The 18036-nt window shown below is 37.4% G+C and carries 13 protein-coding genes and 1 tRNA gene; 3 read left to right on the forward strand and 11 right to left on the reverse strand.

Annotation, left to right across the window (positions count from 1 at the left end; all coding sequences use genetic code 11):
• Positions 1-95: 95 nt before the first annotated feature.
• Positions 96-3110: an aminotransferase class III-fold pyridoxal phosphate-dependent enzyme gene (locus tag K7R10_RS04360; RefSeq protein ID WP_224483464.1), complete on the reverse strand. Its 3015-nt coding sequence runs from the start codon at positions 3108-3110 to the stop codon at positions 96-98.
• A gap of 532 nt (positions 3111-3642) precedes the next feature.
• Between K7R10_RS04360 and bla the strand changes: the two genes are divergently transcribed.
• Positions 3643-4569 carry a class A beta-lactamase, subclass A2 gene (gene bla / locus K7R10_RS04365; protein WP_224483465.1) on the forward strand — a complete coding sequence of 309 codons (927 nt, stop codon included), beginning with the start codon at positions 3643-3645 and terminating at the stop codon, positions 4567-4569.
• Positions 4570-4666: 97 nt separating this feature from the next.
• On the opposite strand, the gene K7R10_RS04370 is transcribed toward bla, so the two are convergent.
• Complete coding sequence (locus tag K7R10_RS04370; protein ID WP_224483466.1) at positions 4667-5167, reverse strand: lactoylglutathione lyase family protein; 501 nt, start codon at positions 5165-5167, stop codon at positions 4667-4669.
• A 553-nt stretch (positions 5168-5720) separates the two neighbouring features.
• Here K7R10_RS04370 and K7R10_RS04375 point away from each other — a divergent pair.
• Positions 5721-6566, forward strand: coding sequence for an EcsC family protein (locus K7R10_RS04375; protein WP_224483467.1), 846 nt, complete (start codon positions 5721-5723; stop codon positions 6564-6566).
• Positions 6567-7223: 657 nt separating this feature from the next.
• Here K7R10_RS04375 and K7R10_RS04380 read toward each other — a convergent pair.
• Positions 7224-7297: transfer RNA gene (locus K7R10_RS04380), tRNA-Arg, on the reverse strand.
• A gap of 64 nt (positions 7298-7361) precedes the next feature.
• Here K7R10_RS04380 and K7R10_RS04385 point away from each other — a divergent pair.
• Positions 7362-8717: a tyrosine-type recombinase/integrase gene (locus K7R10_RS04385; protein WP_224483468.1), complete on the forward strand. Its 1356-nt coding sequence runs from the start codon at positions 7362-7364 to the stop codon at positions 8715-8717.
• 125 nt (positions 8718-8842) lie between these two features.
• On the opposite strand, the gene K7R10_RS04390 is transcribed toward K7R10_RS04385, so the two are convergent.
• From K7R10_RS04390 to K7R10_RS04425, 8 genes are all read right to left on the reverse strand, one after another.
• Positions 8843-9898, reverse strand: a complete 1056-nt coding sequence (locus tag K7R10_RS04390; protein ID WP_224483469.1) for a tetratricopeptide repeat protein — start codon at positions 9896-9898, stop codon at positions 8843-8845.
• Positions 9885-11084, reverse strand: a complete 1200-nt coding sequence (locus K7R10_RS04395) for a DUF5675 family protein (RefSeq protein ID WP_224483470.1) — start codon at positions 11082-11084, stop codon at positions 9885-9887. Before K7R10_RS04395 ends, K7R10_RS04390 begins: the two co-directional genes overlap by 14 nt.
• Before the next feature lie 403 nt (positions 11085-11487).
• On the reverse strand, positions 11488-12312 hold the full coding sequence (locus K7R10_RS04400) for a protein NO VEIN domain-containing protein (protein WP_224483471.1): 825 nt from the start codon (positions 12310-12312) through the stop codon (positions 11488-11490).
• On the reverse strand, positions 12312-14075 hold the full coding sequence (locus K7R10_RS04405) for a DEAD/DEAH box helicase (protein WP_224483472.1): 1764 nt from the start codon (positions 14073-14075) through the stop codon (positions 12312-12314). Before K7R10_RS04405 ends, K7R10_RS04400 begins: the two co-directional genes overlap by 1 nt.
• Complete coding sequence (locus tag K7R10_RS04410) at positions 14068-15351, reverse strand: hypothetical protein (protein WP_224483473.1); 1284 nt, start codon at positions 15349-15351, stop codon at positions 14068-14070. The genes K7R10_RS04405 and K7R10_RS04410 overlap by 8 nt, the downstream gene beginning before the upstream one ends.
• Positions 15352-15356: 5 nt before the next feature.
• Complete coding sequence (locus tag K7R10_RS04415; RefSeq protein ID WP_224483474.1) at positions 15357-15812, reverse strand: BglII/BstYI family type II restriction endonuclease; 456 nt, start codon at positions 15810-15812, stop codon at positions 15357-15359.
• Positions 15809-16714, reverse strand: a complete 906-nt coding sequence (locus K7R10_RS04420; protein WP_224483475.1) for a DNA-methyltransferase — start codon at positions 16712-16714, stop codon at positions 15809-15811. The genes K7R10_RS04415 and K7R10_RS04420 overlap by 4 nt, the downstream gene beginning before the upstream one ends.
• Positions 16715-16999: 285 nt before the next feature.
• Entirely contained in the window at positions 17000-17890 is an 891-nt protein-coding gene (locus K7R10_RS04425) for a putative phage abortive infection protein (protein WP_224483476.1), read from the reverse strand.
• Between the last annotated feature and the right edge of the window lie 146 nt (positions 17891-18036).

The following is an 18036-nucleotide window of genomic DNA, read 5'->3' on the forward strand; positions in this document are numbered from 1 at the left end:
AAAACAGGTAAGCATCTATCAGCTTACCGAAGCTGTCAATTACAAGAAGGTCAAAAAATGGTATCCGGAAAGCTAACTCAGCTGTTACCTGTAATTCATTTAATTTTCATAAGATCTTCATTAAAAATCTTAGCGAGATAGTACAGCACCTCATCAGCATTTTCCTTATTAAAAATCATCGGAGGTTTTATCTTGATCACGTTGTGATCTGCGCCATCGGTACTCATCAGGATCTTATGATCTTTCATTCTGTTGACCAGATAGGTTGCCTGAGCCTCAAGGGGACTCATCCGGCTATCGACCAGTTCCACCCCCAAAAACAACCCCTGCCCTCTGATGTCTCCGATGACCGGGTATTTTTTTTGCAAGGCTTTTAATCCTGACTTCAGGTACGCTCCCATATTGCGTGCATGGTTTTGAAGTTCATCCCTCTGAACGACCTCAATGACCTTAGCTGCGATCGCGCAGGAAACCGGATTGCCCCCAAAAGTGTTAAAATACTCCATCCCATTGGCGAATTTTTCAGCCACTTCAGGGGTACACGCCACCGCTGCCACCGGATGCCCGTTGCCCAGGGGCTTCCCAATGGTTACGATATCCGGCACAACCCCGTGCAACTGGAACCCCCAGAAATGCTCGCCGGTTCTTCCACAACCGGTCTGCACCTCATCTGATATACAGATTCCCCCGCGCTTTCTGACCATAGTGTATACCTCCGCAAGAAAGCCTTCCGGGAGTTCCACCTGTCCGCCGCAACTAATAATGGGCTCGAGGATCAATCCTGCCGGTTGTATCCCTTTATCCTCCATCTGATTCAAAAGGTTTTCTACTTCATGAACATATTGTTTTGGCGCATGCTCACCCCTGTATTTTCCGCGGAAAATGTCAGGAAGCGGAAACACATGGGTATGAGCGGGAGCGCCTTTTCCTCCTTTACCATCGAACTTATAGGAAGAAACCTCTATACACCGGTTCGTATTACCGTGATATCCTATCTCTGAAACCAGCATATGTTTTGAGCCGGTCATCGTTTCTGCCATTCTAAGCGCCAGTTCATTCGCCTCACTTCCTGAGTTCACAAAATGAAGAACCGAGAGGGAGCCTGGAAGCGTATCCAGCAATACCTGAGTCAGGTTGTTTATATGTTCATTCAGGTACCGGGTATTGGTATTCAGTACAGCCATTTGTTGTTGTCCCGCCCGAACGACTTCAGGGTGTTCATGGCCCAAATGAGCCACATTGTTGACCGTATCGAGATATTGCCTGCCTTCCTTATCCATCAGGTATACTCCGTTCCCTCTGACGATTTCAAGAGGTTCTGTGTATTGCAGGCTCATTCCCTTCCCCAGGTGTTTCCTTCGATAAGACCAAATATTTTCCTTGCCCGGTGAAGCATTAGCGTTCAATTCCTCCAGTTTGAAGAATGCATTAGGATCCGGACACATGCTGCCCCAGACGTTTTTCTGGTCGGGATAAGTCACTCCAGGAAAGTCGATGGTATAATGCAGCATGGATAACATGACCTGGAAGTGTAAGTGAGGCGCCCAGTTACCATTTTCGGGATAACCTCCAAGCCAGGCAAAGGTTTCTCCCCTTTTGATGCGGTCGCCCACCTGCTTATAATTAAGGCTTTCTAAAGAAAGATGGCCATATAAGGTATAGAATTCAAGTCCGTCTTCCTGATGTTTTAATATGATCAGTCCGCCATATTCCTTATCACCTGCGTCATTATATGCCGTCACCACTTCTCCATCAAAAACCGCCTGTACAGCAGTGCCCGCCGGCAACCAAAAATCAATACCTAAATGAATGGTTCTGTATTCCCTTCCGTGGTTTCCCTGCTTCACGTATTCATCGGTGGTATAGATCGGCCTCGGTTCGAGATACCCTCCGGCAATAATACCCTCAGGGTCTTCATGCTGAAGCTGACGGATGCGAAAATCAAAATATTCCGGATCGTCATAATCTTCCTTCAGACCCAACCAATTTCCTGCAATACTCAGATCGAGTGGCAGGATCCTGTTTTTATCGCAACCGGGAAAAAGCTGTTGCAAGCTTATTTTTTTACCGGCAACCCATTTCCTGAACATCGCTTCTTTCGGATGGGGTGTAAACCCACAGGCCGACCTGAAAACATAGTGTGCAAATTCAGGAGAGACTTCCCGCCATTTCTGCAGTAACTCCCACAGAGGCTTTTCACTGATGGTCAGGTAGCTGTTATCGGGTTCAGCTACCTTATTGATGGCCGACTTGGCAAGGGAGATCACCATACGCATGCCTATGGCCATGTAAAGGTGCTCCAGTTCTTCCTCCAGCAAAGGGAATTCCTGATGATAGCCACGTATGATGGGTATGGTTGCACTAAGCGGATCATGACATTCGGTAATGGCATAAACACAACATACCGCCAGATCGTTAATAATTTGGGTATGCACAGCATCTCCTAAATCGATCAATGCTGTTACTTCGGGATTCAGGATATCTTCGGTAACCACGATATTATTATCGTTGATATCATTATGTACCACAGCTTTTCGCAGCGTTTGGTATGATTCAGAATGCTCTCTGAACATCTTTTGAAAATAGGCGATGTATTCCTTTTGCTTTCCGCTGAACAGATGCGTATGCTTTTCTGTCCACCGACCCTGCGCGATATCCCATTCAAGGGTTCTGTGAGCTTCCGGATGTTCGAACCCTTTCAGGTTTCTTGTTAATATTCCCGCTGCCTTACCCAGACTGAACCTGAGCGTCTCTGTAACAGGATTGACCTGGCTCCACAGGCGACCCGGCATCCATTTCATCAGCCTGAAATACCGCAGCTGAGAATTGCCATCGGTCAAAGAACCCACAGACTCCTGTTCAAGGGTAGGTATGATAGCGGAAGTAGTAAGTTCCTTCCCGTTAAGATGCTTTAAAAGTGCCACCTGGAAATCCAGAAATGCCTGTGATGTTCCAGGAGCAGTTATTTTGAAAAGGTAGGCAGGGTGCTCTGAAACTGTGATCATATAATTGAAATCCAGTTCACCATTGAGCGGGGTTATTTCGCCATCGATGCCATAGTTTTCAAGAAGAAGTGCTTTCACTTCTTCAAGGTCAGGTAGCTTATACATAGAGATAATGAGGTATGTGAGTTGGTCTTCTTCTGTACTTTCACTGATTTAATCTTTTCTAAAGGTATCAGGAATTTTGAAAAATATAAATGTGATTTTTGCTGAAAAAAGAGGCATGACTTGAAGGAGGTATACTTTTTGACCAAAATTTATCGTAAAGGGAAACAGTGTTACGCGAATTCTCAACATAGAAGAAACTTTACTTAATTCAGGGAAGCATCCTGTGGAGTCAATATGTTGCTGATTATTTTAAAGGTAGCCTGGATTTTCCATAGGCTTCTCCAGATAGAGTATCAGAGTTTTATTTGAATTATACTATTTTGTCTAAATGGTTAAATTGAGCAAATTAATAACCACTGAAAAATTGATATAATCGCAGATATTAGGCGGTAGCAAACCATAATCTGGACAAGTAAAGTCTGCCATTCCATTAATGATAGAAATACCGGGAGGCAATCTGTAAATTAAATAATTCTCACCGTGCAGATATTACTACTTTTATTGCTTCGTTATCTGTAAGCAAAAGAACATAATGATTAAAAAAGCACCCTTCATATTTTTAGTCCTTTTAGCAGCCTTTTCGAAGGGATTTTCTCAAGAAATAGAGACCCTAAGACAGGAAATCAGTAGCATCATAAATAATAAAAATGCAATTGTCGGGGTTGCCATTAATGGTATGGACGCCAAAGACACGTTGAGTATCCATGGTCAAAGACACTTTCCGATGCAAAGCGTTTTCAAGTTTCCAATTGCGTTGACAATTCTATCTGAAATTGATAAAGGTAACCTCTCTTTGAATCAAAAAATTGAAATTAAGAAAAATGAGCTTTTACCGGGACTTTGGAGCCCGATAAGAAATAAATATCCAGAAGGAGGTATGCTTACTGTATCAGAAATAATAGGGTACACGGTCGCTTTAAGTGACAATGTTGGCTGTGATGTTCTGTTAAAACTTCTGGGAGAACCACAGACTGTTGAGAATTATTTTTCAAGTCTCGGTTTTAAGAACCTTGCTGTCAGGATAAATGAAGAAACCATGCAGAATAATTGGGAATTACAATTTCAGAATTGGATAACACCAGCAGAAGCCAACAACATACTCTTAACTTTTTATATAAACGAAAACGGTTTGCTTTCCGGGGAGAACCATCATTACATATGGAAAATAATGAAGGATACCAAAACGGGAAAGAACAGGTTAAGAGGGCAATTACCAAAAGAGACAGTAGTAGCTCATAAGACGGGTTGGTCTGGAAAGCATAAAGAAACAGGTATCACTGCAGCGGTAAACAACATAGGAATTATTTTTTTACCAAATGGAGAATACTTTGCCATAAGTGTTTTTGTCACTGAATCAACAGAAGATTTTGAGACCAACGAGAAAATTATATCTGATATCTCGAAAGCAGCCTGGGATTATTTCACCAAAGGGTCTGTAGAACAGAATGAAGGATCTTGAGAAAGATTTTTAATGTATATAACTATGGTCCTTATACTGAAGTAGGGGCAATTGTTTTTGAACCCCGGTTTTTATGGCCTAAGCGATAAACCCCCTCTCAACTGTAGGCACCCGAAGAGTACGTTAATTCATAGCTATGGGTATAGATTTCAAAAACGATTCCAAAGGGATCTTCCACATAAACCATTTGATAAGGTTTCTCTCCCGGATAGTAACTGCGAATGGGCATACGCTGTTTCCCCCCGGCATCGACGATCTTTTTGGTCAGTCCTTCAATATCGGGGTCCTGTATGCAGAAATGGAAGAGTCCGTTACGCATAGGTTGAAAATCCGGCGGCTGCTGTTCCCTCAGATGAAACGAAAACAATTCGATCCCTATTCCATCGACGGTAGACAGATGAGATATCATAAATTCCTGCCATCCTTCTCCGAATACATCGATACACATTTGCCCCACGGGGGTTTCTTTTTCTTCCTTCACCAGGGTAGGAGGCATAATCACGTACCAGCCCATCACTTCGTGATAAAACCGAACCGCTTTTTCAATATCAGGAACATTGAGGCCTATGTGGGAAAATCTTCTTGGATATCTTTGCATGTGTATTGCTGTTTATTTTTAAAATTAATATTAATTAATTGAAAATGAGTGGATTAAATTTAGAAATGATTTGTAATTCTTAAAGCGGGATTCATTTTATGTAATGCATCACACCCCGTGCTGCGGAGTTTTACCTCTGGGGTATAGATTTACTCCGTGATCCTGAGTAAAGCTGCTGAGTTGTTTGAACCTTAAGTAATAACTGCAGATTGGTTAACCAATCATTACCGTGCGCATATCACTGCTTTTGCATTCAATATTCATAAATTAGAGGAAAGTCTTTTCGTCAATACAGAACAAAGGTTTTCTTTGAATAAGTTGGCAGATGTTTATCAGGTAAGACAAAGTTCATCCAAAACCGGAAATCTGAATGCTACTACTACATGGGATCATCTGCTTGCAAAACTTAAATATGATTTTGCAAAAGAAGCTATCGATTTTTGTTTAAATTTTAAGTTGGGAGACATCTGACAAGCGGACTTAGAGTAATTGGGAATCTACTGATTCATCCTTTTGACGGCGGTATTATGTAGATAGCGTAAAACGTAAACGAATGGCAAAATTCAGCACTGATATTTCAGAAAAAGACCTGCAACAAATCGCTCAGGCGAAGCATATATTGGAAAACCCCGGTTGGATGATGAAGGCCGCTAATTCTTTTGGAAGCCCCTTAGAATCTCTTGGGAAAAAGGTACCTGTAAAACTGCAAACAAAGTTGCAGGCTACCATCGAAAAAACCCTTAAAAAAATTATACAGGCGAATCTGGTCACCATAAAGGAAGGAAAAGAATTTTCTAAACCAAAGAACGCTTTATACAAGGGTGTTGTCGGAGCTTCCGGAGGGTTAAGCGGGGTTTTGGGATCCACAACAGGAATCGGTACAGCAGCTTTTGTAGGAGATCTGGTAATCTCCACCAAATTTATGATGCGTTCCATAATGGATATTGCAAGAAGCCATGGGGAGGATCTCCATAAACTGGAAACGCAACTGGCCTGTATGGAGGTCTTTGCCCTCGGAGGTACCTCAGAAGAGGATGACGGAGTAGAAACCAGTTACTATGCAACACGTTATGCCCTCGCCGCAGCTTTGGGTCAGATGAACAAATCTGCCCTCAATACAGTCCTCAGCCTTGCTATGGGATATACCAATACATTAGGAATGAATGCTATCAACAAGTTTGTAGCGATGATCGCAGGCAGATTCAGCACTGTGGCTTTAGAGAAGTTTATCGCCCAGTCAATACCGGTTTTGGGAGGGGCCGGAGGGGCCGGAATCAATGTATTATTTATCAATCATTTTCAAAAAATGGCCGATGCTCATTTTACCATCAGAAAAATGGAAAGAAAATACGGAGGCGAAAAAGTAAAAGCCGCTTTTTCTAAAGGGTTAACTAAGTGACCTAATACTTAGAAACTGAAACCTTTTTCCTCTTATCCTTTGAGTTTGGGGTAAAGGAGATTAGAGCAGGATTACTTCGTGATCCTAAATAAACACACTATTACATCCCGAAAGTGTTGGGAGAAACCAAAAAGGTCAACGGGAAGTTTAATAGAAATCGGGTTCCTTCCCCTGATGGGGGAAGGTGGCTTCAGGCTTTGCCTGAAGACGGAAGGGGGCGTTCTACCTGTCTTTTCTACCAGGCACAGGATTCCAGATCCTGAGAAACCTCACTACTGCAAATAGAAAACCCAAGCCTGTGGAATTAACACCCCCATTATAAGGTTCCTTCCCCTGGTCAGGGGAAGGTGACCACGCTCACGGCGTGGTCGGAAGGAGTGGCAGGATTACCGGGTGACTCTGAAAAAACTCACTCTTGCAAAGTCCAAGTCCAAACACGCACGCAAAGCTCTTTCCTTCCTCCCTTTAGGGCTGGGGCAAGAAGGAAATACCAGGATTTCAGATCCTGAATAAACTCCCTGATGCAAATAGAAAACCATGCTCTGCATCTGCAGAGCATTTGTTTTTTTTATGACCTTGCGCTTACAAGTGCAAGCACTTGACGCACAAGGTCATAAAAAAAACCCATCGCCTTTGCGATGGGTTTTCTGCTTGATGTGACCTCGCCAGGATTCAAACCTGGAACCTTCTGAGCCGTAATCAGATGCGCTATTCAGTTGCGCCACGAGGCCATTCTGATATAATACTTCGAAAACCAACACAAACCAACTTTTTTTTCGTACAAATCGATTCATTATGATTCGTAAAGAGCCTAGGGAATCGAGCACATATATGAGCAAATATCGAGCAAAACGCAAAAATAAGGTGAAAATGGCAACGTTAAAATTCATTATTCGGAACCCCAAAAAAACCACCAACCTGCATATAAGACTTATTCATGGAACTGAAATCGACCTGTGGTGTTCCACCAAAATTCCGGTAGACCCAAAATTCTGGGATAACAAAAAACAAAAGTTAAAGCCACTACCCTACCCTGAAATAAGCCTTAAGGTAAATAGTCAACTCCAAAGACTAAAGTCAGAACTACTTTTGCTCTTTACACGTGATTTTTTAACAAAAAAGACTATCGATAGTAATTGGTTAAAAAATCAAATCGCTTCGATTCTATACAAACCTGAACTATACCAAAGTGGCCGCGCCAAACCTCAAAACGACTACCTAACTCCTTTTATGACATGGTGGATGGACAACAAAGCATCTTCCTATATCGGAAAGCATAGCCGTAAAAAGATTGGGAAACGCTCCTTAGACCATTACCGGTCTTTTATTACAAAGTTCCAATATTATGAGAAGTCATATGGCCGAAAGAAATTTACCCAGTTAAATATTACTTTGGCGGAAGAATTTCGGACTTACCTTCTTGAAGAGAAAAACTACGCCGTAGGTACGGTGAATAGAAACCTTACGCGTTTAAACTTTTTTATTTCCAGGGCACGAGAATCGGGGATAGAAATCCCCCAATCCTTTAAAACAGTGAGTATTATTGATGAGGAAAAAGAAAAAGTCCTTGAACCCTATTTTAACCAAGAGGAACTGACCAAAATTCTTAACTATGATTTCTCTGACCAACCACACCTGGATATAGCCAGGGACCATCTAATTATTGGTTGTTATACAGGACTTCGGGTATCAGACTTTCTAAAGAACCTCAGCCTGATCAATTTTAAGGAAGAATATATCAGTATTCAAACACAGAAAACCTCCACCAGGGTCACTCTCCCTATCAGTATAGAAATAAGGTCTGTATTAGAAAAACGAAACGGAGCATTACCACCTAAAATATCAGAAGTCACCCTGAACCGGCATTTAAAGACCTTGGCAAAGCAAATTGGTTTTAATGAAGAGTTGTATGGCCGGAAATTTAACCCTGAAACCAAACGGAAAGAGTTTGGGCATTTCCCCAAGTATGAACTCATATCTTCCCATATCGCCAGGCGCTCCTTTGCTACAAACCATTACGGAAAAATACCTAACATCGTATTAATGAAGTTGGGAGGCTGGAAATCAGAGAAAGTCATGCTAAACTATATTAAAGCGACTGGAAAAGAATTTGCAGATCAGCTCAAATCGTATTGGGAAAATAGGAAATAATATTTTAAAGTTCTATAATTTTCATTTCGAATACGACAAAATACTTCTTACCTAAAAATACAACTTTTAATTCACTCCATCAGGGCTGATTGCAAGAAAAATAAAAAAGTTATTTTAAGAAGGTTTTAATGGTTATAGCAAATTGTTTTTTTAGTTTTAAGTCCATCTCCACCACACGAAGAACATGATTTCGTAACTTTTCCCAAATTACAGCTACCACAATCCTTACCTGTAGATGACCAGTTCTTTCCATTTCCGTTACAAAATTGACAATTAGTTATTATGTACTGTCCGCTTGAGCTGGTAAACGAAGATTTTCCATTTCCATAACATTGCATACAAGTTGAATAACCAGGTATTCTTCCCTTGCCACCACAATTATTACAATTAACTCTAACCCGTCCATCTCCTTTACATCGAGAACAGTTCACTTTTTTATTATAATAACCATCTCCATGACAGATTGAGCAATTTTTTACATCAAACTTAACATCCGAAATATTTTGTTTAGTACGATTTAATCCAGATTCTGCCTCACTTAATATTTCTAATGATTTAATGTAAAATTCGCCATTCTTACCGACATTTAATAAGTACTCGTTTAGATTTTGTACCGATCTTTCATTATTACCCGCAGAGTAATGGCACTTTCCTAAGTAATAATAAAAATCCATAGGTGGAGAAACGCCTAGAGCTAATATTTGATTAAAAGAAACAATAGCTTCCTTGAATTTATTATCTTCCATCAATTTCTTTGCTTCAAGTAAGTATTTATCCGCTTGAATATCTTTTGGTAAATTCGATGATTTAACAACCCTTTCACCATTAAACCACTCTCCAGCAAAAATGACATTGCCCGAAGAGTCATAATAAGTACCTAAACCATTCCACTTATCATTCCTAAATTCCCCTTCAGTCACATTACCATTAACGCTGTAGAATTTCCCAAAACCCTCCTTAGATCCATCTTTCCAGAATCCAATTAATTTTCTTCCATCTTTCCAAAAGTAAGTACCTTTACCGTGCTTCTGGCCATTTTTCCAATATCCTTCAAATCTATCGCCATCCTTATAAACCTTTTCTCCATACCCTTCTTTACAATTTCCAACAATACAATCCTGGGCAAGACACTGTAATTGCAATAACGTAGATATAATAATTAAAAGACTAATTTTTCTCATTTGACTTTAATATATTCCAATTTATATTCGGTTCCTTATTTTTACTATCAATGATTATTTCGCGATTTTGTGTGCCGAGATTCCCTAACATTTCTAATAACTTCATATTTTCCAATGCATCTTGAAATTTTCGAGACAGTTGCTTATGAGATGTAGCATCATGATATTCCCCTCCAGTTTCCATCGAAATAGCTTTTAATTGATTCCTCGCTTGTTGATTTTCAGTTAATCCAAGTCCAATAGTTTCATGTCTGAAGACGATTCCTTTATTTTTGAGTTGATCCATAATTGAATTTACATTTCCACAATCATCGTCTCCATCTGCTAGCAAAATTATCATTTGAGATTTAGAATTTATTGACTTGTTTACTTCAAGATATTCATTAGCAATTTTAAGTGCTCCTGCCAAAGGCGTTCCACCTTCTGCTTGTAAACGATCAATTGTTTTTATTAATAAATTTTTATCAGAAGTAAACCCACAAGCAGTATGTATTGGGTTTTCACAATTTCCTTCAAAAGCAAAAATTGCGATTTCTGTGTTAGAGTGTTCTAAGACTTTTTTTATGGTTTCTTTAGCTGATTTTTTGGCTGCAGACAATTTCTCACCAGCCATACTTCCAGAGACGTCCATTAATAATAGAAGAGAATTATTAACTTTTAAATGAGACTTTTCCAATTTTGATTCATCAAGAATTATGCGCACCTCCTTTAAAGGACTACTATTGGGATTATCCATTCCATAGAATAAATTTCTCAATTTTCTAAGTGGATGATCAATAGGTAAGTATTTAATACCTGAAGAATCCTTTATAGGAGAACCAAGTAAAATACATCCTCTCGAATGATAAGGTTGATTTCCAGTATGAAATAACAAATTATGCCTGTTTTCAACTTTACTTACTTCGACAAGAAAATCTCCTTCATTCCCTAAAGTACCGAAAGGACCTGAAACAAATTGATTGCTAGAAAAATATCTCATAACACCTGGATAAACTCCAGCCTCAATTTTCAACACTTCATTCTCATAACATCTTCCTATGTAATTACCATTAACATAAATCTTACCAATTATCAAACCTTGTTCAATGGTCAATCTTTCTATTTTTATTTCAAAATCAGAAATTTGAGAATTGATAGAAAAGCTAATGACTAGAAATAGGATAATGAATAATAAATTTTTACTCAATTGACATTTATTTAACACTTATGTTTCAATAAGAATTATTCAACAATAAAGGAGGGGGGGGGAGTATTAAGGTGGCTTTGATCTTATTAATGATCATCACTAATTTGATTATCACTAATTTATAAAAAAAATGTTTAGATGATAAATTATTTATTTTTTAATAAAAATTCCTACTAATAATTATAGTGTAGGTAATAAAATCTTGTTTAACCAGTAACATAAGATTTTGTCAAAAAATATTCATTACAAAAAAGAGAAATTTGAATAGTTAAAAGTCATGATGAATTACAAAGTCGACGGGGAAAGAGTTTGCTGATCAATTAAAATCACTTTGGGAAAAAACTAGAAAGGAATGAGTAGCCCTATGAGTTTTTTGAGCTATTTCTTTGGAATGAAAATTATTTTATATCACGCTTTGAAAAGGTATCCTAACAGATTCCCACTCTCCTCCTCCATTATTACTGGGAACATGTTTCTCAATTTTCTTAAAAGGAACTATAAAATGCTGAATATCAGACCCCAAAATCCACAAATGAAAAATATAATTTTCACTGCGTTTCGCCACCCTCCATTCATTTTTCGTCAAATAAAAAAGTGCATGCTTTAATTTCGAAGTAGAAGATTTCACTTCTATGAGAAGAGGGGTTTCATTATCAGAATCAACGCACGATAATAAGTCGTAACCAACTAAATTGGATTCTATCGCCTGCCAGAAAGGTTTTTTCCCAGTTCTCTGTCTTTCATACTGGACACTCAACTTTTCACCTTCTCGGCCAATTTCTAGTAATTGATGATTGGTATAATTCCTGGAAGACAGAGACAAACGATCCCAAATTTTAATTAATTCATCCGACATGTCATCCATCAATCCAGCCTCTTTAAAACATTGTTTTGGATTAGCTGGTAGAAACCTGATAGCTTCATTCCTACCTCTCGGTATGACAGAGGCCCAATCCGGCTTGTATATATTGATCATTTGTTCCAGCTGAACCTGAAGAGCTGATTTATAGTTTTTCTGGGCAATATTGAATCCCTTCTCAGACAAAATAATCCTACCATTTGAATTAAGATGAATCCAACCACATTCAGTGACTAATTTTAGTATTATTTCGGCTGATTCGTGTCTATACCTTTTAAAAGATTCAAGGAATTGATTAGTGGTTAAATCGTTATGTTGAACCAACGATAAAAAATCTTTTGCAGAATAGATTGTGCTTACAGAAAACATTAACTCCTTAAATGATTTAGTAAATCCTTCGCATCTGAAGTGGAAAAACCAGATTCATCTAAATCAACAACCTCTGCCTCAATATGGATAGACGGGTCGTTTAAAACCTCTCCCATTCTGGCCACTTTAAAATTTAATCTTGAATGAATTCTCTCATCAATAGAATCAGGACTATACAAAATTTCTATTGTTGTTTCAGTATTTGGAGGTAATCCAAGTCTATGAATTCTATCTTGGGATTGTAAAAATCTTGCCGCATTGTAATCTCTATCTACATAAATTGCATAATGACAAACTTTATGTAAGCTAATACCTTCTGAGCAAGCTGCAGGATTCGCTACTAAGACGCGACAATTATCGTTATTATGAAACTCCTTAATTTTCCATTCCCTGGTTAATTCATCTTCATCACTTCCCGCTTCAACCCCCCCATGTATATACATAGCACCAAGGTCTGTTAATCTATTAGCAATTAGCTCGACATTCTGTACAAAACCAGACCAAATTAGAACCTTTTTATTCTGCGAGGATAGTTCTCGAGCCTTAGAAACTGCGTAATCAATTTTGACACTATCTCCAAACTCAATAGTTTCTTTCAGTTCTTTACTAAATTCTATATCCTTACTAAGTAAGAGTGAGGGATTACTTGAAATTTGGAGTAATCGCATATAACTTCTGCTTAATTTTCTTAAGAAAGATTTATCTGCTCTTCCTATTTTTAAAGCTTTTCTATATTCTTCGCTTCTTACTAAATTATAAAGTTTTCTTTGCGGTTCTGAGAAAGGGATAGGAGTTAATTTAACCTGTGGTTTTTTCAAACCCAATTCAGGTTTTGTTGTCCTTACATATATTGTTTGAATTAGGTCAGTTACATTATCCATGGTTACGTCACCGTTCTCGGGAAATAAAAATGAAAATTGAGGAATTAAATCACTTTCGGAATTTGGCATTGGCGTTCCAGACATGATTAACTTCCCTACAGGCAGGTGAGATATAGACTGCACCTGTTGACCCGTTTGAGAATAGTAACCACCTTTGATTCGGTGGCTTTCATCTAAAAACATAAAGCACTCATTCTCGTGAAGAAAGCTGGACAGAATATTAGTTACCAAAATAAACTGCTGATAGCTTATCAAAAACACATCACAAGGTTCCTTCAAGAGTGCCTGTATGTTGCTTTTACCTCCAACGAGCCTGCAAACTTTGACAGTTCCTTTCCCTAAACACTCTATCAGCTGCTCTTCCCAGGCTGGAAAAGCACTTTTGGGGCTTATCACAATTAATTTGTGATGCCTCTCTCGTTTAAGCCAATAGAATGAAATAGCTTCCGTTGTTTTTCCAGCTCCCGGTACGGAAAATGTTGCCCCTGACATCAGTCTACTCAAATCAGAGACGTTTCTTTTCTGATGAGGTTTGAGCTCCCTAAGAAACCCCTTTTTATTCAAAATCTCTTGTATTTCATTTTTAGAAACACCGTCAATTTCATTTACATTTCTAAAAACCTTCCTTTTTTTTATTGAATCTTTTATTAGAGCCAATGCATTTTCTTCTATTTCTGGTTTTATCTTGTATTTCTTAATTATATAACTCAACGTTTTAAAATTAGAAATAAATGAATGCCAAGGCAACAATACATAATTAGCACTAGAGGTGAAATCTTCAGATAATTCAGAAAAAAAAAGACGAATGTGCTGCCAATTCGGTTCCTCTTTATTAGTGATCTTACAGAGGTGTCCGCTTTTTATATATTCAATTTTAAGCATTTAGCCAATGTCTTAGTTTAGCTATTACACTTTCAATATTATCTAATTGATCGCTAATGCCATTCTTCTTAGTTTCAGACCCGGCAATATTATATGCATCCCTCAATTCCTTATGTGCCTTCTGAACCTTTTTCAATACTGCATGTTTTCTCTTCTTTTCTTCCTCTGATGATTTATGCTCGTTGACCTTATCCAGAACAATTGCAAACACCGCTTCTTCATGAGACTGATTTTCAATTAATTCTAGAATTTCATCATTATTATCTCCTTCTTCATCAAATAAAGAAAACATGTCATCTTCTTTGTCAGATAGTTCCTTTGAGTCCAAACTATGAGATAATTCCTCATAAATCTCTCCTTGAATCTCATCCATTACTTGCTGGATTAATGGGATGTTTTTATACATCCTATCGCTAATCTCATCTTGCTTTTTCAATGCGATAAAAGATAATTTTTGGAAAATATCCTTTTTTGCTGGATCATTTGTAAATTTTTTTCTAGACCTAAGTATCTCCTTAAAAGCATATTCATCTTTTTCAATTTGATCATAGGCTTTAGGCTTACCAATAAACTCTAGGTATTCTCGAGCGACATAAAGTTTATTAAGCAAGTCTTGTATTTGACTTTTTTTGACATTAGTCTTATTTGCAAGATCAGAAATTTCATAATTATGCTTACTTAGACGTCTTTCGAAGCCTAAAGCCCTATTTGTCCAAGTAAATTCATCTTGTATGTCCGGTTGTTGTTCAAAATAATCTTCAACATACTCTATTTCCTCTTCGGTCATTTTCGGAAGAATAACCACTCTTACCCTTTTGAAGTGTCCATATTTCTTGTTGCCGTCTTCATGATTGTAATATAACTCTCTAAAAGTGCACAACCTTCTATTCCCGGAAATAACGAATCCATCTTCAGTAAGTACCAAAGGATATGTTTGAATGTTTTTGCTTTCTTTGAAATAGTCCAAAAGCCCCTTCCGTTGAATTAAATTTTTAAGCAAACCGTGTTGTATTTCTTGAAGCTGATCTGACAAAATATCCTTTTCAAAGTAATCTTCATCTAAGGAGTTTGCAGAAACGTATTGCTCTTGTAAAGCTATAGTCCTGGTATTACTTAAACGATAACGTGGTAAATCAATAGGTACCTCGTAAACATCCCATAAAACTGCCTTACCACCTATAGGTACATGTGATTTATCTTGACTTTCTTGCTTTTTATTATCGAATAGATCTTTAAAATAATCTTTAATCTTGGGATGTGGGTAACCTAGCTGCATAAATTTTATCTTAATCCGATTACTATAATTGGTGTAGTTATTACTTTATTAAAAACTTCTAATTCATGCGTGAAACGATCAAAATTGGCAATGTTGGATCCCATTATCTTCGCCGCATACTTGGAAGGTAAAATATAAAACGCTCCTTTCAATTTCCCCTTTTTATATAAATACTCAAGCTTTATCAAATCCGCATAAAATCGACTCATGTTTCCTGTTTGCAAACAGAGCCCGTATTCCTTGTTCATTGAGGTTATATTAATTCTTGTATTAGAATCCAATTCCACTTTTTCAGACCACCCTAGTTGAACTATTTCCTCCTTTATAACTTTTCTCAAATTACGAGAACAGCCATTATATATTGGAAATTCCAATTTTATTAAAGATTCAATAATACCTTTATAGAGTTCGCTAGGTATGTCATCCTCCGAACAATTATGCCAATATTCTTCTAATCTCATTTTATTGAAGGCTTATTATTATTTGTAGTTTTCGGTTGTTTAGAGAGCTTAGACTTTCTATAATCGTATACCGGTTTATTAAGTGGTCTAACTTTTAATTCACCGCTCTCAAAAGCCGATATTCTTTTTTCTCCCTCACGCACGTATTTCTTATACTTTTCAATGCCAATACTTTTCCTATTATTTTTCAATGCTGCAATCATCGTCGACCCCACACCCGCAAACGGATCCAAAACCCAATCACCTGGGTTAGTCATTGATAAAACACACCTTTCCACTAGCTCAACGGGGTATTGACAAGGGTGGTCCGTTTTTTCCACATGATTAGCTTTCACATTTGGAATATCCCATATTTCTTTTTCCCAATCGCTTAATACCACCTCCCATAAATCACTCGGGTTTTTGCCCTTAGGGTTCCCGGAAATCTGACCCTTCTTAGGTCCTTTAAAATGTTTTTTAGCGGGATACCTAGAAGGTACTCTAACGTCATCCAAATTGAAAGTGTAGTCATCTCCTTTCGTAAACCAAAGTATAGTTTCATAGCGACCCGAAAATCTCTTTGAAGAATGAAGCCCGTGCCTAAAATGCCAGATAATTCTATTCTTTAATTTTAATCCTAGTTCTTTGAAAATATCATAATAAAAAATATCCAAAGGATAAACTTCCTTGGCTTGGACATAATTTCCCACCTGCCAACAAATACTTCCATTTGGATGTAATACTCTGACTAATTCTTTAATTATTGCTTTTTGCTTTTTTAAATAGTCTTGAATTGATTCTCTTACCTCATATTCTTTTCCAACATTGTAAGGAGGGGATGTAATAATCAGTTTAAATTTTCCACTCTCCAGCTTTTTTAATTCCTTGCTTGAGTCACCATGTATATATGAGTATTCCTCCATAAATTCAATTTACTTTTAGACTGATTCTTTTGCTTTCCTTCGAGTCAAAATAAGCTTTAAAAAAAATAGGATCAACTCCAGAAAACAAATGATTATATTTTTTGCGTAAATCTAAGAAATAATAAAATCAAGGCACTATTTCTTCTAAAGGTGTTTGTTACGGTGGCCTTCATCTTCATTTAGGCTAGCAATTAATTCAAAAACAGAGCATTTAATTCTTGACTGTTAAAACTCGCAGTTAGAAGGTTTTAAAACAACAGAAACGCATAAAAGCATTTATAGTGCTCAGATTTTTCCTTCGTTTTTATTCTTATATGCCGAAGGCTCGAAAATATCTAGCAACTTTTTTTGTTTTATATCGTTCGTGGGCATATTCTTTAGAATCGCATATTCTTCAACTAGGGGCTTGAATTTATCTTTGCCATTATCGCTCAAGCAGTTATAGAACAACAACAATAATTCATAATCCGAAAGCTGAGCTCTGACAATTGATGTATAGCGATACCTTTGGATATAATTACATAAATCATACTTCTCTTTGTTTTCAGGAATGGTTAAATCCAAATTTAATTCGGTAGAAGAAACAAACTCTGTTTCATGTATCATTTTAAAAATTCTATAAAGATTTCGAAAATAGTGCCCGAAATCAGTTTTGCTTTTCTCATAGAATCTCAAATAAAGTTTGTTAGCATCTATATCTTCTTTAATTTCTCGATTTAAGTTATTAAATTTATCCTGAAAAACATCTCTCCCCTTCACTGTTCTTGTTTTGTCAGTGAAAGGATCTGCAGGAATAAGTTTTTTTTCATAATCTATATCGTTTACGATTTGATTATGCAGTTCTAATAAATTGAAAAAAGTATTCTCAAATCTTTGTGTTTTAAGAGTTTTATTTTGAATGATGAATTCTGCTCTTGTTTCTTGTAACTCCTTTCTTTGATAGCCCAACTCTTTTTTTTGTAGTAGAATTGTGAGAATAATCCCTGCAAATGCCAATCCAGAAAATAATGCATTTACGGTTCCAAACATATCTCCTAAAGTTCCTCGTTCATTTGCAGGCATATCTTTCAACTCATAATAAGTATACAACCATAATCCGAGAATAAGTAGTACAGCTAAAATTCCGATAAAATAAATTCCTAAGTCTTTTTTTGTTTCTATTTCTTTAATATTCATGTTAGACAGTTCAGCTTTTTCATTACTTCTGATTCATGATGTATTTTGTTGGATTCTAATTTAGCTCTGGCTTATATCTCTTTCAAAAGTTCAGGGGCCGCTTTGAATCGAATCCTTTATTTACAATTTTAATCCTAAAGAATATT

Origin of the sequence: Robertkochia aurantiaca (assembly GCF_020166495.1) — a bacterium.
GTDB classification, from domain to species: Bacteria; Bacteroidota; Bacteroidia; order Flavobacteriales; family Flavobacteriaceae; genus Robertkochia; species Robertkochia aurantiaca.